Origin of the sequence: Kitasatospora sp. NPDC097605, from assembly GCF_040302725.1 — a bacterium.
Classification (GTDB): Bacteria; Actinomycetota; Actinomycetes; order Streptomycetales; family Streptomycetaceae; genus Kitasatospora.
Genome location: NZ_JBEOSF010000031.1, coordinates 1 through 26,378, shown reverse-complemented (window position 1 = coordinate 26,378; position 26,378 = coordinate 1). Strand labels below are relative to the sequence as shown.

General features: G+C 74.9%; 28 protein-coding genes and 1 pseudogene. 17 read left to right on the top strand and 12 right to left on the bottom strand.

All coding sequences use genetic code 11. The features are described from left to right. Positions 1–142 precede the first annotated feature (142 nt). Positions 143–793, top strand: coding sequence for a hypothetical protein (locus tag ABTX81_RS28310; protein WP_350551100.1), 651 nt, complete (start codon positions 143–145; stop codon positions 791–793). 9 nt (positions 794–802) lie between these two features. Here the strand turns inward: ABTX81_RS28310 and ABTX81_RS28305 are convergent, their stop codons facing one another. Both ABTX81_RS28305 and ABTX81_RS28300 read right to left on the bottom strand, forming a co-directional pair. Further along, the gene (locus ABTX81_RS28305; protein ID WP_350551097.1) at positions 803–1,921 is read right to left on the bottom strand and encodes a hypothetical protein; all 1,119 of its coding nucleotides are present in this window, start codon (positions 1,919–1,921) and stop codon (positions 803–805) included. Then, a complete protein-coding gene (locus ABTX81_RS28300; protein WP_350551094.1) occupies positions 1,918–2,682 on the bottom strand; it encodes a Crp/Fnr family transcriptional regulator in 765 nt (254 codons plus the stop codon). Before ABTX81_RS28300 ends, ABTX81_RS28305 begins: the two co-directional genes overlap by 4 nt. Before the next feature lie 211 nt (positions 2,683–2,893). On the opposite strand from ABTX81_RS28300, the gene ABTX81_RS28295 reads away from it, so the two are divergent. Then, a complete protein-coding gene (locus tag ABTX81_RS28295; RefSeq protein ID WP_350551091.1) occupies positions 2,894–4,471 on the top strand; it encodes a S8 family peptidase in 1,578 nt (525 codons plus the stop codon). Positions 4,472–4,485: 14 nt separating this feature from the next. Here the strand turns inward: ABTX81_RS28295 and ABTX81_RS28290 are convergent, their stop codons facing one another. Further along, positions 4,486–5,388, bottom strand: coding sequence for a LysR family transcriptional regulator (locus ABTX81_RS28290; RefSeq protein WP_350551088.1), 903 nt, complete (start codon positions 5,386–5,388; stop codon positions 4,486–4,488). 115 nt (positions 5,389–5,503) lie between these two features. Here ABTX81_RS28290 and ABTX81_RS28285 point away from each other — a divergent pair, with 115 nt between their 5' ends. The 3 genes from ABTX81_RS28285 (at position 5,504) to ABTX81_RS28275 (ending at position 7,751) form a co-directional block, all read left to right on the top strand. After that, positions 5,504–6,430: a pseudouridine-5'-phosphate glycosidase gene (locus ABTX81_RS28285; protein ID WP_350551085.1), complete on the top strand. Its 927-nt coding sequence runs from the start codon at positions 5,504–5,506 to the stop codon at positions 6,428–6,430. A 3-nt stretch (positions 6,431–6,433) separates the two neighbouring features. Further along, a complete protein-coding gene (locus ABTX81_RS28280) occupies positions 6,434–7,339 on the top strand; it encodes a carbohydrate kinase family protein (RefSeq protein ID WP_350551082.1) in 906 nt (301 codons plus the stop codon). 178 nt (positions 7,340–7,517) lie between these two features. Continuing rightward, complete coding sequence (locus ABTX81_RS28275; RefSeq protein ID WP_350551079.1) at positions 7,518–7,751, top strand: hypothetical protein; 234 nt, start codon at positions 7,518–7,520, stop codon at positions 7,749–7,751. 59 nt (positions 7,752–7,810) lie between these two features. Here the strand turns inward: ABTX81_RS28275 and ABTX81_RS28270 are convergent, their stop codons facing one another. Continuing rightward, entirely contained in the window at positions 7,811–8,440 is a 630-nt protein-coding gene (locus ABTX81_RS28270; protein WP_350551076.1) for an HAD-IA family hydrolase, read from the bottom strand. 298 nt (positions 8,441–8,738) lie between these two features. On the opposite strand from ABTX81_RS28270, the gene ABTX81_RS28265 reads away from it, so the two are divergent. The 4 genes from ABTX81_RS28265 (at position 8,739) to ABTX81_RS28250 (ending at position 11,951) form a co-directional block, all read left to right on the top strand. Continuing rightward, positions 8,739–9,545 (top strand): putative protein N(5)-glutamine methyltransferase, encoded by an 807-nt coding sequence (locus ABTX81_RS28265; protein WP_350551074.1) that lies wholly within the window; start codon positions 8,739–8,741, stop codon positions 9,543–9,545. 68 nt (positions 9,546–9,613) lie between these two features. Further along, on the top strand, positions 9,614–10,465 hold the full coding sequence (locus tag ABTX81_RS28260; RefSeq protein ID WP_350551072.1) for a Rossmann-fold NAD(P)-binding domain-containing protein: 852 nt from the start codon (positions 9,614–9,616) through the stop codon (positions 10,463–10,465). A gap of 132 nt (positions 10,466–10,597) precedes the next feature. Beyond that, positions 10,598–11,146: an anthrone oxygenase family protein gene (locus ABTX81_RS28255; RefSeq protein WP_350551068.1), complete on the top strand. Its 549-nt coding sequence runs from the start codon at positions 10,598–10,600 to the stop codon at positions 11,144–11,146. 34 nt (positions 11,147–11,180) lie between these two features. Further along, complete coding sequence (locus ABTX81_RS28250; protein WP_350551066.1) at positions 11,181–11,951, top strand: HAD hydrolase family protein; 771 nt, start codon at positions 11,181–11,183, stop codon at positions 11,949–11,951. A 46-nt stretch (positions 11,952–11,997) separates the two neighbouring features. Here ABTX81_RS28250 and ABTX81_RS28245 read toward each other — a convergent pair whose 3' ends face one another. Beyond that, on the bottom strand, positions 11,998–12,204 hold the full coding sequence (locus ABTX81_RS28245) for a winged helix DNA-binding protein (protein WP_350551063.1): 207 nt from the start codon (positions 12,202–12,204) through the stop codon (positions 11,998–12,000). On the opposite strand from ABTX81_RS28245, the gene ABTX81_RS28240 reads away from it, so the two are divergent. Together ABTX81_RS28240 and ABTX81_RS28235 are read left to right on the top strand one after the other, a co-directional pair. After that, positions 12,199–13,194: a quinone oxidoreductase family protein gene (locus ABTX81_RS28240; RefSeq protein WP_350551060.1), complete on the top strand. Its 996-nt coding sequence runs from the start codon at positions 12,199–12,201 to the stop codon at positions 13,192–13,194. The genes ABTX81_RS28245 and ABTX81_RS28240 overlap by 6 nt on opposite strands. Before the next feature lie 11 nt (positions 13,195–13,205). Then, positions 13,206–14,240 carry an AraC family transcriptional regulator gene (locus ABTX81_RS28235; RefSeq protein WP_350551057.1) on the top strand — a complete coding sequence of 345 codons (1,035 nt, stop codon included), beginning with the start codon at positions 13,206–13,208 and terminating at the stop codon, positions 14,238–14,240. Between the two features lie 40 nt (positions 14,241–14,280). Here the strand turns inward: ABTX81_RS28235 and ABTX81_RS28230 are convergent, their stop codons facing one another. The 7 genes from ABTX81_RS28230 to ABTX81_RS28200 form a co-directional block, all read right to left on the bottom strand. Next, entirely contained in the window at positions 14,281–14,772 is a 492-nt protein-coding gene (locus ABTX81_RS28230) for an anthrone oxygenase family protein (protein ID WP_350551054.1), read from the bottom strand. Between the two features lie 169 nt (positions 14,773–14,941). Further along, positions 14,942–15,325, bottom strand: coding sequence for a hypothetical protein (locus tag ABTX81_RS28225; RefSeq protein WP_350551052.1), 384 nt, complete (start codon positions 15,323–15,325; stop codon positions 14,942–14,944). A 183-nt stretch (positions 15,326–15,508) separates the two neighbouring features. Continuing rightward, positions 15,509–16,459 (bottom strand): NUDIX domain-containing protein, encoded by a 951-nt coding sequence (locus ABTX81_RS28220; protein WP_350551049.1) that lies wholly within the window; start codon positions 16,457–16,459, stop codon positions 15,509–15,511. 54 nt (positions 16,460–16,513) lie between these two features. Further along, the gene (locus ABTX81_RS28215; RefSeq protein WP_350551047.1) at positions 16,514–16,798 is read right to left on the bottom strand and encodes a GNAT family N-acetyltransferase; all 285 of its coding nucleotides are present in this window, start codon (positions 16,796–16,798) and stop codon (positions 16,514–16,516) included. Continuing rightward, positions 16,785–18,554, bottom strand: coding sequence for a group II intron reverse transcriptase/maturase (ltrA, locus tag ABTX81_RS28210; RefSeq protein WP_350551044.1), 1,770 nt, complete (start codon positions 18,552–18,554; stop codon positions 16,785–16,787). Before ltrA ends, ABTX81_RS28215 begins: the two co-directional genes overlap by 14 nt. A gap of 601 nt (positions 18,555–19,155) precedes the next feature. Then, positions 19,156–19,515 carry a hypothetical protein gene (locus ABTX81_RS28205; protein WP_350551041.1) on the bottom strand — a complete coding sequence of 120 codons (360 nt, stop codon included), beginning with the start codon at positions 19,513–19,515 and terminating at the stop codon, positions 19,156–19,158. 114 nt (positions 19,516–19,629) lie between these two features. After that, positions 19,630–20,022 carry an SH3 domain-containing protein gene (locus ABTX81_RS28200; protein ID WP_350551038.1) on the bottom strand — a complete coding sequence of 131 codons (393 nt, stop codon included), beginning with the start codon at positions 20,020–20,022 and terminating at the stop codon, positions 19,630–19,632. A gap of 229 nt (positions 20,023–20,251) precedes the next feature. On the opposite strand from ABTX81_RS28200, the gene ABTX81_RS28195 reads away from it, so the two are divergent. The 6 genes and pseudogenes from ABTX81_RS28195 to ABTX81_RS28170 form a co-directional block, all read left to right on the top strand. Continuing rightward, entirely contained in the window at positions 20,252–22,006 is a 1,755-nt protein-coding gene (locus tag ABTX81_RS28195) for a serine/threonine-protein kinase (RefSeq protein ID WP_350551036.1), read from the top strand. A 183-nt stretch (positions 22,007–22,189) separates the two neighbouring features. Beyond that, a complete protein-coding gene (locus ABTX81_RS28190) occupies positions 22,190–22,675 on the top strand; it encodes a histidine kinase (protein ID WP_350551033.1) in 486 nt (161 codons plus the stop codon). Between the two features lie 79 nt (positions 22,676–22,754). Beyond that, entirely contained in the window at positions 22,755–25,241 is a 2,487-nt protein-coding gene (pepN, locus tag ABTX81_RS28185) for an aminopeptidase N (RefSeq protein ID WP_350551030.1), read from the top strand. Positions 25,242–25,296: 55 nt separating this feature from the next. Further along, on the top strand, positions 25,297–25,665 hold the full coding sequence (locus tag ABTX81_RS28180; RefSeq protein WP_350551027.1) for a GNAT family N-acetyltransferase: 369 nt from the start codon (positions 25,297–25,299) through the stop codon (positions 25,663–25,665). Beyond that, positions 25,662–26,141 (top strand): OsmC family protein, encoded by a 480-nt coding sequence (locus ABTX81_RS28175; protein WP_350551025.1) that lies wholly within the window; start codon positions 25,662–25,664, stop codon positions 26,139–26,141. The genes ABTX81_RS28180 and ABTX81_RS28175 overlap by 4 nt, the downstream gene beginning before the upstream one ends. Beyond that, positions 26,134–26,378: pseudogene (locus ABTX81_RS28170) on the top strand (pirin family protein); the annotation flags it as partial. The gene ABTX81_RS28175 and the pseudogene ABTX81_RS28170, both read left to right, overlap by 8 nt.

Here is a 26,378-nt window from a genome sequence, read left to right as displayed (position 1 = left end):
GACGTCCGACCCGGGCCCGGACGCGGCGGTCGCCGTCGAGCTTCAGGGCGTCGGCCGGACAGCGGCCGGGCGGAGTCCGGCATGATGGGTGCCGTACGAAGCGCCCGGACGGGGTGCGGGACGGACCGGGGAGGGCTGGCTGATGAGGCGTCTGGCGGTGGCGGCGGCGGGTGTGCTGGCGGGGGTGGTGGCGGTGACCGGCTGCGGAAGCGTGCGGGTCACCGAGGCCGGCGGCGGTGGCGGGGCCGCATCCCCGACCGCGTCCGCAGCCCCGACCGCGTCCGCCGCGTCCGCGTCCGAGCCCGCGGCGCCCGACTACGCCGAGCAGGTGCGCAAGCTTGTCGCCGAGCACGACCGGCTCTTCCCCCAGGTGGCGGCGCTGGGCTGCGCGTCCGCCCGGCCGAGCCCGTCCTCCGCCGCCCCGAGCGCGTCCGAGACGCTCGACTGGTGGGCGGCCAAGTACGCCGAGAACTCGATGTACAAGCAGATGGCGGCCCTCAGCGCGGCGGACCGCTGCCGGGGCGAGGCGCACAGCAAGCGCATCTCCGACGCCGTGAAGGCCCGCGCCGCCACGGGAGCGCTGACCCAGGACGACCTCCGGGGCATCCTGGAGTCGCTCGGCTACCCGCGCAACAGCGCTCAGGTCCGACTCGCGGGCGGTGAGGTCTCGTTCGAGGTCGCCATCCCGGGCGCGGGCCCCTGCGTCGCCGGCCGGCTCGGCAAGGCCGTCACCGTCGAGGCGCACGGCTACTACCTCGACGGCGGCTGCACCGAGCCGAAGGGCGGCCACTGACCCCGGGCCTCAGTGGTGCGGGCCGTGCCACCAGTGGTCCGTGGAGCCGCCGTCGTACGGCTCGTGCCCGTGCTGGCCGTGATCGCCGTGGTGGTCGTCGTAGCCGGTGCCGGCGTCCTCGTGGTGCGGGTCGTGGTGGTGCGGGTCGGCGGACCAGGCGTCGGTGTCCCAGCCGTCGTGGTGCGGCCAGTGGTCGTCGTGGTGGTCCGTGTGCTCGACGGTGTGCTCGACGGTGTGGTGGTCCGGCTGGTGCCCGGCGTCGTGCCCGTCGTGGCCGTGGTGCCCCTCCTCGCCGTGCTGCCCGTGGTGCCCGTGCCCGTCGTGTCCGCCGTCCCCGCCGTCGCTGTCGTGGTGCGCCCGGTCGTCGTGCGGGCCGTGCGGGTGGTGCGGCGGGGTGGCGCCCAGGGCGGCGCCGGCCAGCGCGTCGCCGAGGCCGCGCAGCAGCGCCGAACCCGCCGCCCGGCGGCGGGAGCCGGGCGGGGCGGGCGAGGGCAGGGCCACCAGCTCGCCCGAGCGGGGCGTGCACACCCAGGCGCGCGCCTCGAAGCGCTTGGCCGGGATCGCCACCGTGATGCTGGTGAACTCCTCGACCGGTACGCCGTCCCCGCCCGCCGCGAAGGCGTCGGTGAACAGGTCGTCGGCGACCACCAGCGCCAGATCGGTGTCCGGCGTGCCCTTGAGCGCCGCCCGGGTCTCCTGGCTGTCCAGCAGCCGGCAGGCCGTCTCCACCGAGCGGGCAACGAAGCCCAGCGCCGCCCGCTGCACGCCGCCCTGGGCGAGGGCCGCCCGCACCCGGAGCCGGCCGGCGGTCCCGGGCGCCAGGTTGAGCGTGTGCAGCGCGTCGCGCAGGCCGAGGACCAGGCCCGGCAGCGCCTTCGCCTCGTCGGCGTCGGGCGGCAGCAGGAGCAACTGGCCGTCGCCCCGGTCCTGGGACTCGCAGCGCGCCCGGTCGACGCCGGCCCGGCCGCAGGCGTGGTCCAGCGCGCGGTCCAGCCGCTCCTGGACCTTCTGCTGCACCCGGTACGGGCGGCCGCTGTACGCCTCGATGTCGACGACCAGGCAGATCCGGCGCAGCCGGGGGGCCATCGGGCCGCTGCCCGTCGCGCCGCTGCCCGTCGCGCCGCTCACGCCCGGCCACCGCCGTCCGGCGGGAGCGGCACGCCGGCCGCCCGGGCGAGCAGGGCCCGGTCGCGGACCACGAGTTCGCGGTAGCTGGTCCGGATGGCGCCCTGGTCGCGCAGGGTGCGCAGCGAGCGTTCGACGCTGGCGGGGGAGAGCCGGGCGAGCGCGGCCAGGTCGGCGTGGCTGAGCGGGATGTCGATCCGCAGGCCGTCGTCGACGGGGGTGCCGTAGGAGCCGAGCAGGGTGTGCAGGGTGCGGGCGAGGCGGGCCAGCCCGGTGCCGTGGCCGGCGTCGATCCGGTGGCGGGTGGCGGAGCGGAGCTTGCGGGTCACCGAGCGCTGGACGGCGAGGGCGGCGGCGGGCCGGTCGGCGAGGAAGTCGAGGAAGGCCGGGCCGCCGATCTCCCGGGTGGTGCTGGTGCGTACGGCGAGCACGCTGGCCGAGCGCGGTTCGCCGTCCAACACGGCCAGTTCCCCCAGGAGTTCACCGGGAAGCCGGACGGCGAGCAGAGCCTCGCCGCCGTCCTCGACGGCGGCCACCACCTTGACGCAGCCGGTCAGCAGCACGGCGGCCCGGTCGCCCGGTTCGCCCTCGATCATCAGGGCCTCGCCCGGCGCGTAGACCCGCCGGGTGCCGAGCCGCCCGAGCTCCCGCAGGTCGGAGGCGTCCAGCCCGGTGAACGGGCCGCGTACGAAGGCGGCGACCGGGGCGCCGCCGGGTCTGCCCGACCCCCTGTCCGGTCCGGTGACGCCGTGCGCGCTCTGCATGGTGCCTGCCCCCACCCGGTCGGCAACCCGCCCCAACGGGGCGATTCCGTACGGAAGATAGCGCACCGCCCGGCGCGGTGTCAGTCCCGGCGCGCTGCGCACCACCGGTCCGCGCGGACCCCGGGTGGGTCGTCGGCGAAGCACAACGGCCGCCGGTTGCCATCAATCTGACGGTGCATCAGTCTTGAGGTCTACACCGGAGGGGGGTCCGATGACGGTTCCAGGGCAACGCCTGCGCAGGGCCTGCGCGGTTCTCGGCGCGGTCGCCGTACTGTCGATCGGCGCCGGCGGGGTGTTCCCCGCCTCGGCGGCGGTCCCGGAGGGGGTGGTGGCGGGCGAGGGCTCGCCCGCCGCCGTCCCCGGAAGCTATCTGGTCGTGCTCGAACCCGCTGCGGGGAAGGCGGTTTCGGTGGCGGACGGTGCGGCGGCGCTGGCCCGCTCCTACGGCGGCACGGTGCGCCGCAGCTACGACGCCGCGCTGCGCGGCTTCTCCGCCGACCTCACTGCGAAGCAGGCCCGCCGGCTGGCCGCCGACCCGGCGGTGGCCCTGGTCTCGCAGAACCGCCGGGTGCGGGCCGACGGTGTGCAGACCTCGCCGGAGTCCTGGGGCCTGGACCGGGTCGACCAGCGCCGCTTCCCCTACGACGACCGCTACGCCTACCCGGACACGGCGGGCGCCGGGGTGACGGCCTACATCGTGGACACCGGGGTGCGGATCACCTCGGAGGAGTTCGGCGGGCGGGCCTCCTACGGCTACGACGCGATCGACGGCGACACCGTCGCGGACGACGGCCACGGCCACGGCACCCATGTCGCGGGGACGGTGGCCAGCAGCAGCTTCGGGGTCGCCAAGGCCGCGAAGATCGTCTCCGTGCGGGTGCTGAACGACGAGGGCGAGGGCACCACGGAGCAGGTGGTGGCGGGCATCGACTGGGTCACCGCGCACGCCGTCCGCCCGGCCGTGGTCAACATGAGCCTGGGCGGCGAACCGGACCCGGCGCTGGACGCGGCGGTCGCGGGCTCCATCGCCTCGGGCCTGACCTACACGGTCGCCGCGGGCAACCAGGGCATCGACGCGGACGGGCACTCCCCGGCCCGGGTGCCGAGCGCCCTGACGGTCGGGGCGAGCGACCGGGACGACGTCCAGGCGTCGTTCTCCAACTACGGCCCCCTGGTGGACCTCTACGCCCCGGGCGTGGACATCACCTCGGTGTGGTACGTGGTCGACTACGGCGGCATCGGGACCGACATGTCCGGGACGTCGATGGCCGCCCCGCACGCGGCGGGCGCCGTCGCGCTGTACCTGGCGTCGCACCCGAGCGCCACCCCCGCCCAGGTGGCCTCGGCGCTCACCACGGCGGCGACCGTCGGCTCGCTGCACGACCTGGGCCCGGGCTCCCCGGACCGCCTGCTGTACACCGGCACCGTGCCGAACCGGCCACGCGGCCCGCGGTTCGCCGCGCCCGGCCCGGTGCCGTTCGACGGGGTCGGCACGGTGGAGTCGCCGGTCACCGTCACCGGGGTGTCCGGAAGGGCCCCGCGCGATCTCGACGTCGCCGTGGACATCTCCTACTGGTGGTCCGGCGACCTCAAGGTGGAGCTGGTCGCCCCGGACGGCGCGGTGTTCCTGCTGCACGCCACCGACCCCGGCGAGATCCGGACGGACATCACCGGCGTCTACGGCGTGGACGCCTCCGCGCACACCGCGGCCGGGGTCTGGCGGCTGCGGGTGACCGACGTCGGCGGCTACTTCCCGGGCACGATCAACGGCTGGTCGCTCCGGTTCTGAGCGGTCGGCGCGGGTCAGCACGCCTCCAGGACGGCCGCCTCCTCGCGGATCAGCTCGCGCAGCGCCGCGAGCGCGGGGCGGCGGTCGTCCAGGCGCCACTGCAGCTCCAGCGGCAGGGCGGCCCGGCCGGCCAGCCGCACGGTGACCACGTCCCCCGTGAGGTGGCCGGTCATCGAGGCCGGCACCAGCGAGAACGCCCGGCTCTGCGCCAGCAGGTAGAGCCGGGAGCCGACGATCCGGGCCGGGCCGACCAGCACCGGCGGCTCCACCCCGCGCTCGGCGCAGAGCGCCAGCACATGGTCGTAGTAGCGCGGGCTCTGCTCGCGCGGCCACAACAGCAGCGGCAGATCGCCCAGTTCGTCCAGCCGCACGGCGTCCCGCCCGGCCAGCGGGTGGTCCCGGCTGAGCGCCACCCGCACCGGCTCGTCGGCGATCCGCTCCCGCCGGTAGCCGGGCACGTCGTCCAGGAAACGGCCGAGGCCGAGGTCGGCGAGCTCGGCGGCCAGCGTCGGCGAGACCCGGCCGGTGTCCACCGACAGCTCGGCCAGCACCAGGTCCGGCAGCTCCCGCTCGGCCCGGCTCACCACGGCCGGCAGCAGCCGGTTGACCACGGTGGGGGAGGCGACGATCCGCGCCGTGCCCAGCCGGGTCTCCTCGTGCAGCCGCACCCGGGCGAGCAGCGCGTCGGCCCGGGCCAGCAGCCCGGCGGACTCGGCGGCCATCACCTCCCCGGCGGAGGTCAGCCGCACCGCCCGCCGGCTGCGGTCGAACAGCTCCACCCCGACCGTCCGCTCCAGCCGGGCGACCTCCTGGCTGACCGTCGGCTGCGAGATGTGCAGCCGCTCGGCGGCCCGGCCGAAGTGCAGGGTGTCGGCCACCGTGAGGAAGACCTCCAGCTGGCGCAGGGTGAGACTCATAGGCCGGAGTCTATGAGAAGGGCCGGTATTCATCCTGGATCCCGATGTGATCGCTCCCTACGCTGAAGCCACCGCTGCCACACCGTGGTGGCAGCCTCACAGGGAGCACACCGCCATGACCGGACTGCCCATCCGCATCTCCGACGAAGTCGCCGAGGCCGTCGCCGCCGGCGCCCCCGTCGTCGCCCTGGAATCGACGATCTTCACCCACGGGCTGCCCCGGCCGCGCAACCTGGAGGTCGCGCTGGAGGCGGAGCGGCGGCTGCGGTCCACCGGCGTCGTCCCGGCCACCATCGGCGTCTACGCGGGCGTGCCCACGGTGGGCCTGTCCGCCGGCCAGATCGAGGAGCTGTCCGGGGCTGACGACCTCGACAAGGCCAGCCTGCGCGACCTGCCGGTGGTCGCCGCGCTCGGCCGCCACGGCGGCACCACCGTCGCCGCCACCGCCTTCCTCGCGCACCGCGCCGGCATCCGGGTCTTCTCCACCGGCGGCCTCGGCGGCGTCCACTTCGGCGCCTCCGAGAGCTTCGACGAGTCCGCGGACCTGACCACCCTGGCCGCCACCCCGGTCACCGTGATCAGCGCCGGGGTGAAGTCCATCCTGGACATCCGGGCCACCCTGGAGCGCTTCGAGACCCTCAACATCCCGGTCATCGGCTACCGCACCCGCAACTACCCCGGCTTCTACGTCAGCGACTCCGGCCACCGGATCGCCTACCAGGTCGACACCCCCGAGCAGGCCGCCCGGGTGATCGAGGCCCGTGACGGTCTCGGACTGCCGCAGGCCGTGCTGATCGCCAACCCGGTCGACCCGGCCAAGCAGCTCCCGCCGCAGGAGCTGGACGCGCTGCTCACCCGTGCCTGGGCCGAGGCCGAGCGCCAGGGCGTCACCGGCAACGCCTCCACCCCGTTCCTGCTCGACTACATCCAGCGCGACACCCAGGGCCGCAGCCTGGAGGTGAACGTCGAGGTCTACCGGGGCAACGTCCGGCTGGGCGGCGAGATCGCCACCGCGCTGGCCGCCGCCCGAAGCGAGGGCTGACCGGTGCTCGGAGTGCTCGGCGACCTCGTCGAGGACATCGTCGTCTGGGTCTCGGGCCCGCTGCGGCACGGTACCGACTCCGCCGCCCGGGTCTTCCGGCAGCGCGGCGGCAGCGCCGCCAACGTCGCCGCCTTCGCCGCCGGCCAGTGCCCGACCCGCTTCCTCGGCTGCGTCGGCGACGACCCGGCCGGGCACGGCCTGACCGCCGAACTCGCGGGCCACGGCGTGGACGTGCGGGTCGCGCGGCGCGGCCGGACCGGCAGCATCGTGGTGCTGATCGACGACGCCGGCGAGCGCACCATGCTCCCCGACCGGGGCGCGGCCACCCTGCTGGAGCGCGTCCCGGACGCCTGGCTGGACGGGCTCGGCCACCTGCACGTGCCCGCCTACTCCTTCGACGGGGAGCCGGTCGGCACGGCGGCCGTCGACGCGCTGCGCCGGGTCCGGGCGGCCGGCGGCACCACCTCGCTGGACGCCTCCTCGACCGGGATGCTGGAGGGCTTCGGCCGCGAGCGCTTCCTGGCGCTCGCCACCGAACTCGCGCCCACCCTGCTGTTCGCCAACCGCTCGGAGTCCGCGTACCTGGGGCTGCTCGTGGACGGGCGGCCCGGGCCGGAGCGGGCCCGGCTGGCGGCCACCACGGTGGTCACCAAATCGGGCGCCGAGGCGACCACCGTCGACGTGCCGGGGGAGCGGCCGTTCACCGTGCCGGTGCCGCCGGTCGGCGAGGTCCGCGACCTCACCGGCGCGGGCGACGCCTTCGCGGCGGGCTTCCTCGCCGCCTTCCTGGACGGCCGGCTGACGGGGACCGGGCTGGGCGCGGCCGGGCTGCGCGAGGCCGCCGCACGGGGGCACCGGTGCGCGGCGCGGGTGCTGGCCTCGCCCGGCGCGTCCTGCCCGCCGGACTGAGCCGCCCCGGACTGAGCCGCCCCGGTCGGGGACAACGGTCGGGAACACGCTGGGGGACAACGCTCGGGGACAACGCTCGGGGACACGCTCACCAACGGCGCAGCGTCCGGTCGGCGGGGTGCGGCGTGCGGTAGTCAGTGGCTCGTCCCATCGCCCACCCGACAAGGGGTCCGCCGCCATGACACTCGCCAGATCCGCCGCCCGCGCGATCGGGTCCGCCCTGCTGCTCGCCGCCGCGTTGCTGGCGGTGCCGCTGAGCACCGCCCAGCCGGCCGCCGCCCAGGGGCCGCGCAACGAGAAGGAGGCAGCGGTCTGCCGCCACGTCCTCGGCAGCCTGCTCGCCTTCGCCGGCCGGCACGCGACCGCGGCCTGCACCGTCCAGCCGCGGGCCACCCCCTCGACGACCGGCTGAAGCCCCCGGTGCGCCGCCGCCCCGCCCCTCTCCCGGGAGGAACGGGGCGGCGCCGTCGGTCAGTCCAGCAGCGGGGCGAGCGCCCGGGCCAGGTCCGCCGGCGCCCGGAAGTGCACCGCCGTCATGCCCAGCCGCGCGGCGGCGGCCACGTTGCGGGCACTGTCGTCGACGAACAGACAGCCCTCCGGCGCCACCCCGGCCCGCTCGGCCGCCGCCCGGTAGATCGCCGGGTCCGGCTTGGCCGCCCCGACCCGGGCGCTGTTGACCGCCCCCTCGGCCAGATCGGCCAGCCCGAGCGCCGCCAGATCCTCCTCCAGCCACACCGTCGCGTTGGTCACCAGCAGCACCGGCGCCCGCCGCCGGGCGCGCCGCAGCAGGGCGACGACCTCCTCGTCCGCGCGGACCGGGGAGCCGGTGAACGCGGCCGCCAGCGCCGCCGCGTGCCCGGCCGGCACCCCGGCACCCAGACCGCCGGCGATCTCCGCCGTCCACTCCGCCCGCGTCAGCCCGCCGAGCACCAGCCGGTGGCCGAGCTCCTCGGCGAACGCCACCTCGAACACCGTCCCCGGGGCGAGCCCCGCGGCCGTCTCCAGCCGGGCCACCTCGTGGTGGTCGAAGTGGCGGACCACGCCGTCGAGGTCGCACAGCACGGCGCCGGGCGCCGGGGGATTCGCCTGCCGGATCGTCATCGGGCCTGTGTACCACCCGGGGACCGGCGCGGAGAACGGCGCGCGGGGGCGCGCCGGGTGCGGTAGGGTGTCGGGCGCCGCAGCACGTACGTGTAGAGACGGGGAGGTGAGAACCCATGACCGCTGTGCCGGAACGGGTGCTCCCCGGCCGCGACCGCGACACCCTCGTGCAGGACCACGCCAGGCCGTAGCGCCGGCGGCCGTCCGGAGCGCGCGGGACCGTCCGCCGTCCGGCGACGTATGCGCGAGGAGCCCCGGGTCGGACGACGTCCTCCCACCTGTGCTCCGAGGGGTTCCCTTGCCTGTCCACCCGTCCGTCTCCCTCCGCTCCGCCGTCACCGCCCGGCTGCGCGCCGCCGGCTGCGTCTTCGCCGAGGACGAGGCGCGCATCCTGCTCGCCGCCGCCGCGACGCCCGTCGAACTCGCCGCCATGGTCCGTGACCGCGCCGCCGGCCGGCCGCTCGAACACGTCGCCGGCTGGGCCGAGTTCGCCGGTCTGCGGATCGCCGTCGACCCCGGCGTCTTCGTGCCCCGCCGGCGCAGCGAGTTCCTGGCCCGCTCCGCCGCCGTGCTCGCGCGCCAGGACGCGCTGGTGGTCGACCTGTGCTGCGGCACCGGCGCCCTCGGCGCGGCGCTCGCCGCCGGCGCCGGCCACCCCGTGCGCCTGTACGCCGCCGACCTCGACCCGGCGGCCGTGCGCTGCGCCCGCCGCAACCTCGCCGCGAGCGGCGCCGAGGTGTTCGAGGGCGACCTCTTCGACGCCCTGCCCGCCGGCCTGCGCGGCCGGGTGGACGTGCTGCTCGCCAACGTCCCCTACGTGCCGACCGCCGACATCGACCTGCTGCCGGCCGAGGCCCGGCTGCACGAGGCCCGCCCGGCCCTGGACGGTGGCGCCGACGGTCTCGACGTGCTGCGCCGGGTGGCCGCCGAAGCGCCGCACTGGCTGGCCCCGGGCGGCGCGCTGCTCTTCGAGACCAGCGACCAGCAGGCCGACGCCGCCCTCGGCGTGGTCACCGCCGCCGGCCTCACCGCCGCCCTCGGCTACGACGACGACCTCGACGCCACCGTGGTCACGGCCGTCCGCCCGGTGTCCGCGCGGCCGTAGACGCGCACACATGCGGCTGAGCGCGACGACCATGTCCGGGCGGCGGCGCGCGGAGTTGACTGATGCCCATGAACGAGAACACCACCAGCACCCAGCAGCCCACCACCACCGCCGCCCGGACCGTCCTGGTCACCGGTGGGACCGGCAAGACCGGCCGGCGGGTGGCCGAGCGCCTGACCGCGCTCGGCCACACCGCCCGGATCGGCTCGCGCACCGCGCCGGTCCCGTTCGACTGGGACGACGACACCACCTGGGACGCCGCCCTCGACGGCGTCACCGCCGCCTACCTCGCCTACTACCCCGACCTCTCCTTCCCCGGCGCCGTGGAGGCCGTCGAGGCCTTCGCCCACCGCGCCGCCAAGGCCGGGGTCGAGCGCCTGGTGCTGCTCTCCGGGCGCGGCGAGGAGGCGGCGCAGGCCGCCGAGGCGGCGGTCGCCGGGGCCGGCACCGGCTGGACCGTGGTGCGCTGCTCCTGGTTCTCCCAGAACTTCTCCGAGAGCTTCTTCCTGGAGCCGGTGCTCTCGGGCGAGTTGGCGCTGCCGACCGGTGCCGCCGTCGAGCCGTTCGTCGACGCGGACGACATCGCGGACGTCGCCGTGGCGGCGCTCACCGAGGACGGCCACGACGGCGAGGTCTACGAGCTGAGCGGCCCGCGGCTGCTCTCCTTCGCGGACGCCGCCGCCGAGCTGTCCGCGGCGACCGGGCGGGAGATCCGCTTCACGCCGGTCACCGTCGAGGAGTACCGCGCGGTGCTGGCGACGGTCGGCCTGCCGGGCGAGTTCGCGGACCTGTTCACGATGATCCTGGACGGCCGCAACGCCCATCTGACGGACGGCGTCCAGCGGGCGCTCGGCCGGGAGGCGCGCGACTTCGCGGACTACGCCCGCGCCGCCGCCGCGTCCGGCGTCTGGGACGTCTGAGCACCCCGGCGCACCCCGGAAGCACCCCGACGCACCCCGTAAGCACCCCCGAAGTCCGTCTGAGACCCGCTGCCCGGGGATCCGCGTGCCGCACGCGATCCCCGGGCCGGGCCGACCCTCCTGGAGCCCCTCGTGTCCGCCGTCACCACCGCCCCCGCCGTCCCGGCCGCCCCCGCCCGCGAGCTCGCCGCCACCGGCCCGGTGCTCGCCACCGCCGCCACCGCGATGGGCCTGATGTCCGGCCTCTTCTTCGCCTTCGACGTCTCCGTCATGCCCGGCCTCGCCGCCGGCGACGACCGCACCTATGTGACCGCGATGCAGAACATCAACACCGCGATCACCAACCCGGTCTTCGGCGCCGTCTTCGTCGGCGCGCTCGCCATGCCCGCCGTCGGAACCTGGCTGCTGCACCGCTCCGGCCACCGCGCCGCCGCCCTGTGGACGGCCGTGGCGACCGTCCTCTACCTCGCCGCGCTCGTCCTCACCGGCACCGTCAACGTCCCGCTCAACGACCGGCTCGCCGCCGCCGGCGACCCCGCCGCGATCACCGACCTCGCCGCCGTCCGGGCCGCCTTCGCGCCGACCTGGACGGCCGCCAACATCGCCCGCACCGTCCTGTGCACCGCCGCCCTGGCCGCCCTCACCGGCGCCCTGCTGACCCGCCGCCGCACCGCCCGCTGATCAGCCGCCGTCCCGTGCTCGCTACCATCCCCTCATGATCATTTCCGCCGCCCGCACCACGGTCTTCGACATCGACGGCACCCTCTGCTTCGACGGGAGGACGATCGACGGCCGGATCCTCGCCGCCCTGGAGGCCTGCGAACGCGCCGGCCACCGGCTGGTCTTCGCCTCCGCCCGGCCGGTCCGCGACCTCCTGCCCGTCCTGGACGGCGCCTTCCCCGGCGCCACGCTGATCGGCGGCAACGGCAGCCTGGTCTCCGTCGACGGCGAGGTCCGGGCACGGGCCGCGTTCGACGCCGGCGACCTCGGCAAGCTGCTGATCGAGGCCGAGCGGTTCCGGGCGGGCTACCTCGCCGACGGCCCCTGGGACTACGCCTACACCGGTCCGGCCGACCACCCCATCCTCGGCCGCGTCGACCAGGGCCGCCTCGCCCGCCGGGTCGACCTCGCCGAGCTGCCCGCCGTCGTGAAGTTCCTCGTGGTCGACGCCACCGACCTGGCGGCCCTCGCCGAGGCCGGCCGGGTGCTCGGGATGACCGTCAACCACCACCTCGACGAGTCGATCGCCGACTTCGCCCCGGGCGCCACCACCAAGTGGGAGGCCCTGACCTCCCTGGGCATCGAGCGCTACAACGCCTTCGGCAACGACATCAACGACCTCGACCTGCTGCGCCACGCGCGCCACGGGGTCCGGGTGGGTGCCCACCCCGGCCTGGACGGCGTCGCCGGCGTCACCGTCGCCCCCGACCCGGCCGCCGTCGCCGCCGAGATCGCCCGCCTGGCCGCGGCTGCGTTCGAGGCCTGAGCCCCGCCCCCGCCGTGCGGCGGGCCCCCGCGCGGTGGCCGAGGGCTCAGGCGAGGGGAGGGGCAGTCGTGCGGCGGGTCTGCTGGACCAGCACGGTGGTGGCCCGCTCCAGGAGGTCGCAGAGCGCGGCGCGCTCGGAGGGCGTGAACGCCTCGGTCAGCGCGCGCTCCAGGACGGTCACCTCCTGGTAGGCGCGGTCCAGCAGCGCCCGGCCCTCGTCGGTGAGGGAGGCGATCTGGACCTTGGCGTGCACCGCGGACGTCACCTCTACCGCGTCGCCGAACTCGACGAGCCCGTGCCCGGCCCCGGCCAGGCGGCGATCCGGGTCGCCTACGCGGGGGTCCAGTGGGGCGACATCCTGGTCCGGGACGGCCACTTTCCGGTGCCGCGCCCCTTCGTGCCCGGCTTCGGGGCGGCCGGGCACAGCGTCGCGGTCGGTGCCGGCGTCGACCCGGCCCGGATCGGTGAGCGCGTCGCCGCGTTGACCACCGCGGGTGCCTGCGCCGTGGTGGTCGTGGCGCCCGCCGTCCTCGCCCTCGACATCGGCGACCTGCCGCTGCGGACGGCGGCGGGCATCGGCTGGGGTGCGCCGACCGCCTACGACCTGGTCAGCACCGCCGCGCGGGTACGGCCCGGCGAGAGCGTGTTGATCCACGCCGCCGCCGGCTCGGTCGGCACCCTGGCCGCCCAGTTCGCCCGGCCGGCGGGCGCCGGCCGGATCGTGGGTGTGGCCGGCAGCGCCGCCAGGGCCGGCTACGCCGCCCGGTTCGGCTACGACGAGGTGCTCCTGTGCGAGGAGCTCCCGGCCGGACTCGGCGAGCAGGCGTTCGACGTGATCCTCGACGCGGTCGGCGGCCCGACCCGGCAGGACGGCCTCGGACGACTCGCGCCGCACGGCCGTCTGGTGGCGTACGGCAACCCCGGCGGCTTCGGGCCGGTCCTGGCCGACGCCGACGACCTGCTCGCGCAGGGGAAGTCCCTGCTGACCTGCACCAGCCACCTGCTCGCCCGGACCGGTCCCGAGCGCCTCGCCGACAGCGCCCGCCGCGCGATCCGCCTCATCGCCGACGGCCGGGTGCGCGTGGACATCACGGCCGAGTACGAGCTCACGGACCTCTCCGCCGCCGTGCGGCGCCTCGCCGACGGGTCCACCCACGGCACGAGCGTCCTCCGGGTCGCCCGGGTCGCCCGGGCCGCAAGAGGCCCCGGCCCGTCGTTGATCGCCCGGGTCGGCGGTTCGTAGGCTTGCCCGTCATGGACACCCTGACCGGGCTGCTCGACGGCCCCAAGGCGCGCGGCGCGTTCGTGCTGCGCTCCGTGCTCAGCACGCCGTGGGCGCTGCGGATCGAGGACCGCGCGCCGCTGTCGCTGCTCACCATGCTGGACGGCGAGGCGTGGATCCTGCCCGACGGCGGGCAGCCGGTGCTGGTGCGGCCGGGGGACCTGGCGCTGCTGCGCGGGCCGGAGGCGTACACCGTCGCGGACGACCGGGGCAGCGAGCCGGACATCGTCGTCGGCCCCGGGCAGATCTGCTCCCGGGACGGCGTCAGCGTCGCCACCTCGATGGCGCTCGGCGTGCGGACCTGGGGCGAGACCCGGCCGGGCGACGAGCGCCCGTCGGTGATGCTGACCGGCACCTACCTGGCCGAGCACGAGATCGGCCGCCGGCTGCTGGCCCACCTGCCGACCCTGCTGGTGCGGCCCGCCGGGGTGGACACCACCGAGGACACCCTGGTCCGGCTGCTCGCCACCGAGGTCACCCGCGCCGATCCCGGCCAGGAGGTGGTGCTGGACCGGCTGTTGGACCTGCTGGTGGTCGGCGTGCTGCGGGGCTGGCTCGCCGCCCCGGAAGCGCCGGGCTGGCTGCGGGCCCAGTCCGACGAGGTGGTCGGACCGGCACTGCGGCTGCTGCACGACGATCCGGCCCGGCCGTGGACGGTGGCGGCGCTGGCCGCCGAGGTCGGGGTCTCCCGGGCCGGGCTGGCCCGGCGGTTCACCGCGCTGGTCGGCGAGCCGCCGATGGCCTATCTGGCGAACTGGCGGCTGGCGATGGCGGCGGACCTGCTGCGCGACCCGGAGCTCACCATCGCGGCGGTGGCCCGCCGGGTCGGTTACGGCGACGCGTTCGCGCTCAGCACCGCGTTCAAGCGGGTGCGCGGGATCACCCCGCAGGAACACCGCCGACCGGCCGCCCCGGCCGGGGAGTCGGCGGCGGGAGCGGCTTTGCCGGGCGAACCGGCGCAGCCGGCCCGGCCCGGTCCGGCCACAGTGGTGCTGGCGGCCGGCTGACCGCGCCCGGGCGTTCGTCCCAACCGCCCTGCGGTGCCAGTCAGGTCGGGCTGACGTCGCAGTGCATCACCAGCGCCCAGCAGAGGAACCCGAGCGCCGCCGTGGACAGCAGCGCCCGTACCGCGCACCACCGCACCCGCCGTGCCCCGCCCGGGTCGTTCGGCTCCGAGTACCCCGTCCGGCCCGGCTCCTCGCCGGCCTCCGCCAGCGCCTGGCTCAGCGGAAGGTTGACCGCCCTGGTCGCCACCAGCGCGCCGGTGTAGCAGACCAGCGCGCCGACCGCCGCGGGGAGCACCCGGTGCCCGTCGCTCGGCAGGTGCAGCACGACGGCGACGCCGGTGGACACCAGCGCGCCGACGAAGCCCAGAAGGTACCACCCGTTGAGCACGGCCACGTTGAGCCGTTGCATCACCTGGACGACGGCCATGCTGTCGGCGGTGCGCAGCCCCGGGGTCAGCGAGGCGTAGGTGTAGAAGAGTCCGGAGGTCACTCCGGTGGTGACGGTCGCCGCCACCAGTGCGAAGACCCGCATCGCCTCCATGCCGCCCTGCCCCCGTCCGCTCGGCCGGCCGCCGCCCGGTCGGAGCGGCCCGCGTGCCGATCATCCGTCATCGAACGGCCGCTTGCCCACCGAATTGGCCGATAGGGCAATGATGATGACGAATGGTCATGGTTCTGCGGCCGGAACCCGCTGTGGAGGCTCAGCCTCCGGTGCGGCCGGTGAGCGCGGCCAGCAGGGCGTCGACGGTCCAGTGTCCGGCGGCGCCCGGGCGGGTGCTCAGATAGGCGGCCGTTCGGCGCGCCGACCAGCCGTGCGCGTCGGCCAGTCCGGAGGCGAGGTTGCGCAGATAGCGGGCGCGCGGGGCGTTCAGCTCGGCCTCGGCCAGCGTCCACGGGGCGGTGAAGGTCAGTACGGGGAAGCCGTCCAGGGTGCCGGGGCAGACCAGGGTCTGGTAGCGGCCCGGCCCCTGCGGGTCGCGCCCGGTCCGCAGCACGGTGGCCAGGTCGAGGTCGGTGCCCGGGCCGCCGCCCATCTCCTGGGCGGCGATGTCGCTGAACTGCCCGGCGGTAGGTGGCGCGGGCACGAGCGGCGGTGACGAAGCCCACCGGCCGGGAGGCGGTCGGCTGGTGTGGATGTCAACCCACGTGCTCTGCAGCAGAGTTGATGCTTCCTGATGCTTCCTTCCGGCCTTCCCGGCGGTCGGCGTCCGCGCTGCCCGGCCAGCTGTCCGTTCGGGCAGGCCGGGTCCCGGAACCGGTCCGTTCGTTCAACGTGCGGACTCGAACGGCCCCGGCGGGTAGGCGGCGGTGGCGGTGCGGCCGGACGCGCGGGCCGCCAGTGCCTGCCGCGCCGCGTACCCCCGGGCCGGGCCGGCCGCGGCGTCCAGCTCCTCGTCCGGGCGGAGCCAGGCCCAGTCGGTGATCTCCCCGTCCGGACAGCCGAGCCGGACCGCGGCCGGGTCGGCGGTGCCGAAGTCGTGGAAGAACTGCACGATCGGGTGGTCCGCGCCCGCTGCCGGGTGCTGCCAGACCACCGCGAGCAGCGGCCCGGGCGGCCGGTCGAGTCCGGTCTCCTCGCGCAGCTCGCGGGCCGCGCCGGTCGGCGAGTCCTCATGGGCGTCGAGCACCCCGCCCGGGAAGTTCCACCGCCCGGCGTCCGGGCGCCGGTCCGGCTCCCGGACCCGCGACTTCACCATCAGCAGCCGCCCGTCCGGGGTGGTCACCACGGCGGCCGTGCACAGCCACGCGCGGGGCGTGGTGGCCAGCCACTGGGGGCGCGGCAGGTGCGGGCGCGCCGGCGCGTACGCCCGCAGGAAGCGCACGGCGGCAGGGGAGACGCCGGGCAGGTTGTCCGTGAAGAACCAGGCGTGCGTGGCGTGTTGGGGGAGTACGAGCCGGTCCAGCGCGCCGGGTGCGTGCGCCGCCAGCGCGAATACCTGCCGCCGCGCCGTGCCTCCGGACCCGTTCAGGAGCCCGTCCTCGAACATCCCGAGCGGACGCACCGCCTCGGCGGCCACCCCGCAGACCGCGGCCAGCGCGCGGACGGCCGCCGCCGCAGGAGCCTCCGCCGGCCGGACGGGGCCGCCCGGCAACTCCCAGCGGCCGTCCGGCCGGCGCAGCAGCAGGACCCGGCCCAGCACATCGGTGACGAGCACGGCGGCGAACGGCGAGCGGCCGGACGGGTGGTCGGACGGGTGGTCGGACGGGCGGTGCTCCATCTGGGGGGCCTCCTTCGGTGGGGGAACGACGGGGCTCCACGGGGCCGGGCCGCGTCAGTGGCCGGGACCGAGGTTCAGCCGCATGTACCCGTCCACCGGGCCGAAGCCGAGCGTCCGGTAGAGCGGCGCACCGGCCTCGGTGGCCCGCAGCTCGACCGACCCGCAGCCGCGTGCTCCGAACGCCTCGACCAGCGCCGCCGTGACGGCCCGGGCGTGCCCGCGCCGCCGGTGCGCCGGGTGTCGGGTAGGCCCCGCGCCTCTCAGCGACGGGGCCCCCCTCAGAACCGGGCGTGCGGCTCTCACCGCACCCGGCTCAAGCAGGGCGTCACAGCATTGCATTCGCGGTCTCCTCGGGGGTGTGGCGGTCGTTGGCGGCGTGATGCCGCCTATGACAATCTGCATGGATCAGTACCAGGTTGGACTTTTCGTCGGCCCCTCCGTGGGACCGGTAAACGAGATGGTGCCGGTTGATCGTTCGGCGACTTGCTGTGAACCATTCGGCCCATTCTCGGACCGAGTCAGGCTCGTAGCCTGCGCCGGCGATCAAGTCCAGTCCGCACAACGGGCAGACCCCCTTCTGTCTCGCCGCCAGTGAAATCACCATCCGGTCGGCGATAGGTTGGGGGCGTACCGCAGTGCGCTTGGCCCAATATTCCTTGAGGTTGGGGTCGTCCCGGGATGACCTTCCGATCACCGGGACATGCCTCACAATCTTGGTCCAGCTGAACTTCTGTAGGTACCTTCCGCTTTTCCGGTCTCCGAAGACCCAGCGGTCCTTCCGGCCGGGGTGGTAGGCCCCAAAGTAGTTCGCCTTGACCCATGTGGCGCTCTTCTTCGGATGCCTGCGTTTGGCCCACCTGTACATCCGCTTGTACATGAAATTCTCAAGCGTGGAGAACGTCTCGGACGAGACCGCTCCCCTGTAGTAGGTGGACCACCCCTTGATCAAGGGATTCAGTTGCTTAATGACAATCTCAGTCGGGGCCGTCGCCAGCCCCCTGGTCATTTCGCGAACCTTCTCCTTGACCCTGGTGACCGCCGCGCGGCTCGGCTTGATCACGAGTTTCCCGCTGCCGTACTTCCGGAAACTGAACCCGAGGAAGTCGAAGCCCTCGGTGACATGACGAACCGAGGTCTTTTCCTCATTGAACGTCAGCCCTTTGGGCTTCAGCCAGGCAGCAAGCAAACCCTTGATTCGAAACGCTTCCTCTTCCGTGGAGCAGAACACCACGAAGTCGTCCGCGTAACGAACGAGCATTGGGCGTTTCCTCTTGTGATGGTCACTCAAGGAGTCGTCCTCGCCAGCGGCCATACTCAATCCGTGCAGAGCGATGTTCAGGAGAAGAGGACTGATGACGCCACCCTGCGGCGCCCCTTCCTCCGTGGGTGCGAAGCGCCCGTTCTCCATGACACCAGCTCGCAACCATCGACGGACGGCCGTGGCGGCCGGGAATCCGTCGATGGTCTCCAAGAGGCATTCATGGTTGATCCGGTCGAAGGCGCTTGACAGGTCGGCATCCAGAACCCAAGGTCGTAGGGCACTCTTTCGACCGATGATCGTGAAGATCGCTGCCATTGCGTCCTGACAGCTTCTGCCAGGACGGAAGCCATAACTTCTGGCTTCAAATCGCGCCTCCCACTCAGGCTCAAGAGCGTTAAGCACTCGGGCCTGCTGAACTCGGTCCCTGATGACCGGGATGCCGAGTGGCCGGAGCTTTCCGTTGGCCTTTGGAATGTGCACACGCCGTACGGGCCTGAAGTCTGCCGCGTGGACCTCGCCGAGTGTCCTCACGAGCGATCCGCGCGCCTTATGGCTCAGGGCCAGTTCCCCGTCAATTCCGGGGGTGCGACGTCCCAGGCTCCGCTGTGTGACCCGCCGAACACTGATGACCAGATTCGACCGGGACCGCAACATGAGCCTTTGGAGACTGCGGAGCCTTTTCAGGTCTCCATCCTGCGCTGCTTTGAAGATTCGTTGGCGCAGCCGCCGTACGTCCGCCTCAGCTGCCTTCCAGTCGAAGCTGAGCCACAGCTCGGCATCGCCCAGGGCCTCGTTCACTTGGGGAGTCGACACGACTTCGCCCTGCTTGGCCATGCTTGCCTCCTTCAAGTGTCTAACTCGAACCCTGGTGAGGGCGTCTGCCCAACGTCTCTTCAAGCCCTACCTGACCCGCGTGGGCACTCTTTCGAGTCCGACCATCTGGCCGGTATCCACCGGGTTATACACAGCTGGCTGAGGTGCCGTGCGCCGTGATTTCCCCTGGACTTTCGTCCTGGTGGCATTCGCTTCTCGGGTCATCCTTCCCCCGCAGGAGAGTTCTGCCGTTGTTGCCTCGGGCTTACCGGCGCGCATCCGCTCCGGACTCCTACGGGATTTTCCTGTTCCACTGGCGCCAGAGTCGGAACCGGTAGGACGCCTCCTATAAGCCGGGGCAGTGGTGATCACACCAGGAGGCAACCGGCGCCTCTGGTCACTTGGGCTTCTCAGCCCTAGCCCTGTTCCCGCCGACTGCAAACCACTGCGCGGGTCACTGTTCACGGCACCTCATCGGAGGTTCACTTGCGTTCATCCTTCGGTTCCTTCCCCTTGCCCTGTAGCCGATGGTGGCCCATCCGCCCTTGGGGCTTCCTGTCAGGAGGCTTCGTACAGGTCCGTTACCGGTCCGGCACGCTCCCTAGGGGACTCGCTATGGCGATCACTGAGCGAGACGCTGACCCCACCTCAGGGGCCAGCGCGCTGGCATCCAGCAGCTTTCAGGTCGCACCGGTGACCACCGTGTGGATCCCCCCCACCGCCCCGTCGGGTGGCTCGGGCCCCGGTAGCCGCGGTAGACGATGCCGATCGCGCAGGCCGCCAGCCCGCCGCCGGCCGGCACCACAAAGGCGAGCAGGTCCGGGTCGCGGCCCAGCCGGGCACGCATGTCCTCGTGGAAGGTGGCGCGCCACTCCTCGTCCAGCGGCCCGCCGTCCAGCACCGTGACCCGCAGCCGCAGCAGCTCGTCCGCGTCCCCCGGCCCGGCCGGCCGCGCCCCGGCACCCGCCCCGTCCCCGCCCACCCGGGTCACCTCCGTCCGTCCCGCGCTGCCCCGCGCTTCGAAGCGGCCCCTACCCGCCCGCACCCGGCCCGGAACCCCCGCCCCCGCGCCGCCCGGGGCGCGCGCGGACACGCCCTACCCGCCGGGCGGCGGGGCGGGGCAGGGGAGTCCGGGCTCGCCGGGCCGGGCGGGGTGGTCGAGCAGGGACCAGAGGACCCAGCCCGTCAGGCCGCTGGGCGCCACCACGATCCGGCTCCAGCGCGCGCCCAGCGGGGAGATCCAGGTGTCGACGATCTCGGCCGGTTCGCCGCACCGGGCCAGGCCCAGCACCGTGCCGTCGACCGAGTGCTCGCGCCGTACGTTCGCCGCGCTCGCGGCGACCACCCAGCCGCGCGGGGTGTCCGGCGGCGGCGGTCCGGAGTGCGGCCCGGGCGGCGGGCGGTGGTCGCTCCCGACGGCCACCGCCAGGAGGACGAGGACCAGCAGGGACAGCGCGGCCCAGGAGGCCCTGCGGACGTGTGCAGACATACCGGGCCCAACGAGCCGGCCCGGCGACCCGGTCCGTGCCCGCACCACGGCCACCCGGAAGGCCCTCCCCCCTCGCCCAGGTGGCCGTGGCGTCCGCCGCCGTCCGCCCGTGGGCCCGGGCCCGATCGGCGCCGTGCGCCCAACTCCGGTGCGGGCGGGGTGTCCACGGACCGTCCGGCCGCAAGGGCGGTCGGCGCACCTGTCCATGGCGGCCCCTACGATGTGCGGCATGAACACTGGGGGGCCGGAGACGCGGCTCATCGACAACCGCTTCGAACTGGTGGAACGCCTCGGCGGCGGGGGCATGGGCCTGGTCTGGCGCGCCCGCGACACCATGCTGCACCGCGAGGTGGCGCTCAAGGAGGTGCGCCCGCCGGACCCGGCCATGGCCGCCGCCGACCCCACCGCCGCCGACGAACTGCGCGAGCGCGTCCTGCGCGAGGCCCGCGCGCTCGCCCGCCTCCAGCACCCGAACGTCGCGGTGATCCACCACATCGTCGACACCCCCGGGCACCCCCACCCCTGGCTGGTCATGGAGCTGGTCACCGGCGGCAGCCTCGCCGACCGGATCGCCCGCGGTCCGCTCACCGTCCCCGAGGCCGCCCGGATCGGCCGCGGCGTGCTCGCCGCGCTGCGCGCCGCGCACGCGGCCGGCATCCAGCACCGCGACGTCAAGCCCGGCAACGTGCTGCTGCGCGCCGACGGCACCCCCGTGCTCACCGACTTCGGCATCGCCGCGATGCAGGACGCCACCGCGCTCACCGCCACCGGCGCGCTGATCGGCTCGCCCGAGTACATCGCGCCGGAGCGGATCCGCGGCGAGGAGGGCAACCCGTCCTCCGACCTGTGGTCGCTCGGCATGCTGCTCTACGTCGCCGTCGAGGGCCACCACCCGCTGCGCCGCGCCACCTCGCTGGCCACGCTCGCGGCCGTCCTCGACGAGCCCCTGCCACCGCCGACCCGCTGCGGCCCGCTGGGCCCGGTGCTGACGGCGCTGCTGGCCCGCGACCCGGCGGCCCGCCCGGACGCCGTGCAACTCGACCAGGCCCTCGCCGCCGCCGACGCGGGCGCGGCTCCGGTGGTGCCGCAGCCGTACTGGGCGCCGGCGCCCCCGGGCGCCGGGCCCTACCCGGGGCCGTACGCGGAGCCCTCCTCGGGATCCTTCGCCGGCCCGTCGGGCACGGCGTACGTCCCCGGGCCGGGCGGCGGGCCCGTCGACGACACCGGGACCCAGTTCCTCGGCGGGACCGGCCCCGCCACGACGCCCCCGCCGCCCACCCGCCGCCGTGCCGGCGCGACGGTCACTCTCGCGGTCGCCGGCGTCGCGCTGGCGAGCGTGCTCGCCTGGACACTGCGCCCGGACGGGCCCGGTGGCGCGGCCGACCCGGCCGCCGCCCCGCCCCCGGGCGGCACGGCCGCGTCCACCGGCCCCGCCACGACCCCGCCCCCCGCGCCGCCCGGGGCCGGCACCGCCCCCGCTTCCACCTCCGCTTCCACCCCCACCCCCGCCCCCACCACCCCGCCGGCCAAGCCCCCGGCGAACGCGTCCAAGGACCTGCTGACCCCGGCCGGCGTCCGCACCGTCGTGGCGGCCATCACCGCACAGAGCGGCGGCACCAAGGTCAAGCAGCTCACCGTCTACCCCGACTACGCGATGGCCCAGGTGCCCACCGCCGACGGTCGCGGCTACGACTGGTACGACTACCGGGACGGCAAGGTCACCACGCGCACCGGCTCGTCGATGGGCAAGGACAAGCCGGTGGACCTCGCCCAGTACGACTGGGACGTCATCCCGGCGCTGCTCAAGAAGGCCGACGACACCCTCAACGTGAAGGACCCGACCAGGCGTTACCTGATCATCGACACCTGGACGGGCGACGGCGTGGCGAGCATCCGGGTCTACGTCTCCGACGAGTACCACAACAGCGGCTACCTCCTGGCCGACACCAGGGGCAAGGTCCGCAGGACCAACCCCGCCGGGTGACCGACCCCGCCGAGTGTCCCGACCCGCCCCGGTGGGCGGACGGCCCGGTCCTGGACCAAGCTGGACTGGTCCGGCGGTGCCCGGCAACGCCGCAGGACCGACCGACCGCCGAGCACCGCGGACCGACCGCCGACCGACCGCCGAGCACCGCCGACCACCGCCGAGCGAGGAGCCGTCGCGACCATGAGCGAGAACCACCAGGTCCTGCTGCTCGACTTCACCGACCGCGCCGCCTGCCGGGCCGCCTTCGACGGGGCCGCCCACCTGCCGGGCCTGCACCAGTCCGCGATCGTCGAGCGCCTGGCCGACGGCACCCTGGACTTCCGGGCCGGCCAGGTGCGCGGGGCGGGCGCGCCGACGGTGGGCGCGGGCGTGGCCGGCGGGCTCGCCGGTCTGCCCGGCGGCCCGCTCGGCGTCCTGCTGGGCTGGGCGGCCGGCACGGCCCTCGGCACCGCCGCCGAGGCCCGCCGCGACCAGGAGGGCGGCGCCGGCCTGATCGTGCTCAGCGAGGAGGTGGACGAGGGCCACAGCATGCTGGTGCTCGACATCACCGAGGCCTCGCCGGCCCCCGCCGACGACCTGGCGGCCCGCCACGGCGTCACCCTTCGCCGCCTGCCGGCCGCCGAGCTGGCCGAACGCGTCAAGGCGGCCCGCCGCGCCGCCGAGTAGCGGAGTGGGGGACCGGCCGGGGGCGTCCGGGGCCGAAAAGCGGGTGCCGCCCACCGCCCGATGGCGCAGCATGGCCGGTATGGCTGATGTCACGGTCCTCACCCACGCCGAGGCCGTCGAGCGCCACCGGCTGCTCGACGTCCGCACCGTCCACCTCGACCTCGACCTGACCCGCGGCCGGGAGGTGTTCGGCTCCACCACGGTGATCCGCTTCGGCTGCACCGCCCCCGGCGCCGGGACGTTCCTGGACGTCAAGCCGTCCAGGCTCCGCCGGGTGGTGCTGAACGGCCGCGAGCTGGACGGCGACGCGCTGCGGGCCGGGCGCTTCCCGTTGACCGGTCTGGCGGCCGAGAACGAACTCACCGTCGAGGCCGACATGGCCTACTCGCGCACCGGCGAGGGCATGCACCGCTTCACCGACCCCGCCGACGGCGAGGACTACGTCTACACCCAGTCCTTCCTGGACGACGGCCCGCGGGTGTTCGCCTGCTTCGACCAGCCCGACCTCAAGGCGCGGTACACGGTGTCCGTCACCGCGCCGCGGCCGTGGACCGTGGTCGGCAACAGCACGGGCCACCAGCTCGCGCCCGGCCGCTGGGAGTTCGCGCCCACCCCGGCGATCAGCAGCTACCTGGTCGCGGTGGTGGCCGGCCCGCTGCACTCCGTGCGCGCCGAGCACGACGGGATCCCGCTCGGCCTGCACTGCCGCCGCTCGCTCGCCGCCGACCTGGACGCCGAGGCCGCCGAACTGCTGGAGACCACCCGGCAGGGCTTCGACCACTACCACCGGGTCTTCCGGCGCCGGTTCGCCTTCGACAGCTACGACCAGTGCTTCGTCCCGGAGTTCAACATCGGTGCGATGGAGAACCCCGGCTGCGTCACGCTGCGCGAGGACTACGTCTTCCGCTCCGCCGTGCCCGATACCAAGCGCGAGGAGCGCGCCATGGTGGTCGTGCACGAGATGGCGCACATGTGGTTCGGCGACCTGGTCACCATGAAGTGGTGGGACGACCTGTGGCTCAACGAGTCCTTCGCCGAGTACATGGCCCACCACGTCACCGCGGCCTCCACCCGCTTCACCGGCGCCTGGACCGGCTTCGCCGCCGGCCGCAAGACCTGGGGCTACGACGCCGACCAGCGCCCCTCCGCCCACCCGGTCGCCCCCGCCACCGTGGACGACACCGCCCAGGCGCTGCAGAACTTCGACGGCATCTCCTACGCCAAGGGCGCCGCCGCGCTGCGCCAGCTGGTCGCCTGGCTCGGCGAGGAGGCCTTCCTGGCCGGAGTCAACGACCACCTCGACGCGCACGCCTTCGGCAACGCCACCCTCGACGACCTGCTCCGGGCACTGACGGCGACGAGCGGCCGCGACGTCCACGGCTGGGCCGACCGCTGGCTGCGCACCACCGGCGTGGACACCCTGCGGCTGACCGACGGCCGGATCGAGCACACCTCGGCCGACGGCGTCCTGCGACCCCACCGGCTGACCGTGGGTCACTACCGGCGCACCAGTGAGGGCGCCCTGGAACTGGCCGACCGCGTGCCGCTCGACCTCGCCGCCGACGGTGCCGGGGCGCGGGTGGACACCGCCGAGCTGACGCTGCCCAACGACACCGACCTCGGTTTCGTCAAGGTCCGCCTCGATCCCGGCTCCTGGCGGACCGTGCGCACCTCGCTCGGCGCCGTGCCCGAGGAACTGGCCCGGGCGGTGCTCTGGAACGCCGCCCGGGACCAGGTGCGCGACGGGGAACTCGCGCCCGGCGCGTACCTGGACCTGGTCGCGGCCCACCTGCCCGGCGAGACCTCGGTGCACCTGGCGGACACGGTGCTCTCCTTCGCCCGCGAGTTCGTGGCCGACTGCGCCCTCCCGCCGGCCGGGCGTCCGGCGGCCCTGGCCGCGCTGGCCGGGGTCTGCCGCACCCTGCTGCGGCGCACCGAGGGCGAGCCGGACCGCACCGGCCTGCGCCTGGTGGCGGTCCGCGGCGTGATCGGCGCCGCCGATGCCGGGCAGGCCGCGGAGCTCCGCGACTGGCTGGCGGCCGGGACGGTACCCGGCGGGCCGGTGCTCGACCCGGACCTGCGCTGGCACCTGCTGCTGCGCCTGTGCGTGCTCGGCGCGGCGGGGGAGCCGGAGATCGCCGCCGAGCTGGCCGCCGACCCGAGCGACACCAGCGAGGAGGGCGCCGCCCGCTGCCGCGCCGCGCTGCCCGACCCGGCGGCCAAGGAGGCCGCCTGGCAGGCGCTGTTCCACGGCGAGCTCTCCACCTACCTGGCCGACGCCACGGCCCGGGGGCTGTGGCAGCCCGAGCAGGCCGAGCTGCTGGACGGGCTGACCGCGCGCTACTTCGAGGAGCTGGGACCGGCCGCCGCCCGCCGCGGCCCCGCCCTGGCCCGGGTGCTCACCGCGGTGGGGTTCCCCCTCTTCGCCGCCACCGAGCGGACGGTACGGGCGGCCGAGGCCTGTCTGGCCGATCCGGACCTCATTGTGGCGGCCCGGCGCGGACTGGTGGACCAGCTCGACACCCTGCGCCGCGCGGTCCGCGCGCGGGCGCTGGCCGGGCGGTAGCGCCCGCCGCCCGACATCCTCTCCTTCGCGCCGGGCGGCCTTGATCCATCTTTAGTTGAATGCTAAATTACTTACGACGCCAGGGCCCGACCCCCCGACCCCCAAGGAGGACGAGATGACGACGACCACCGTCGCCGACAACCCCGAGAAGTCCCGCTACGAGATCACCTCCGACGGTGAACTCGCCGGCTTCGCCGAGTATCACCGCCACGCGGACGAGATCGCGTTCATCCACACCGAGATCGACCCGCGATTCGGCGGCCAGGGCCTCGGCGGCGTCCTCGCCCGCGCCGCGCTCGACGACGCCCGCGCCAACAACCTCGCCGTGCTCCCGTACTGCCCGTTCATCCGCGGCTGGCTGACCAAGCACCCGGAGTACCACGACCTGGTCCCGGCCGCCCAGCACGAGCGGTTCGGGCTGTGACCGCCGCAGCGGCCGGGGGAGTCCCGGACGCCGAGGCCGGCTTCGTCCGCGCCGCGGCCGCCGTCGCCACCAGCACCGCCGACGACTACCGCGTCGACATCCGCTCCGGCCGCCACCGGCTGTCCGCCGACGAGCCCGCGTCGGCCGGCGGCGCGGACACCGCCACCACCCCGGTCGGCCTGCTGCTCTCCGCGCTCGGCTCCTGCACCGCGATCACCCTGCGGATGTACGCCCAGCGCAAGCAGTGGCCGCTGACTACCGTGCGCGTCCACCTCGGCTACGAGAAGGGCCCGGAGAAGGCCGTCCGCATCACCCGGCGGATCGACCTCCTCGGCGACCTCGACGACGCCCAGCGCGCCCGTCTGCTCGACATCGCCGACCGGACCCCGGTCACCCGCGCCGTCTCCGCCGGCACTCCCATCGTCCCGGCCGCCCCGCGCGGCTCGACCCACGGAAACGGGGCCCACCATGGCTGATCCCGACCTCGCCACCCCGACCGTGCGCGGCGGCCGCGCCGACACCCCGGGCGGTCCCGTCCACGAACTCCTCGCCCCGCGCGAGACCGCCCTCGGCGGCAGCACCGTCGTCCGCCGCCTGCTACCGAACATGGGCCGGCGGATGGTGGGGGCGTGGTGCTTCGTGGACCACTACGGCCCCGACGACATCGCCGACGAGCCGGGCATGCAGGTGCCCCCGCACCCCCACATGGGCCT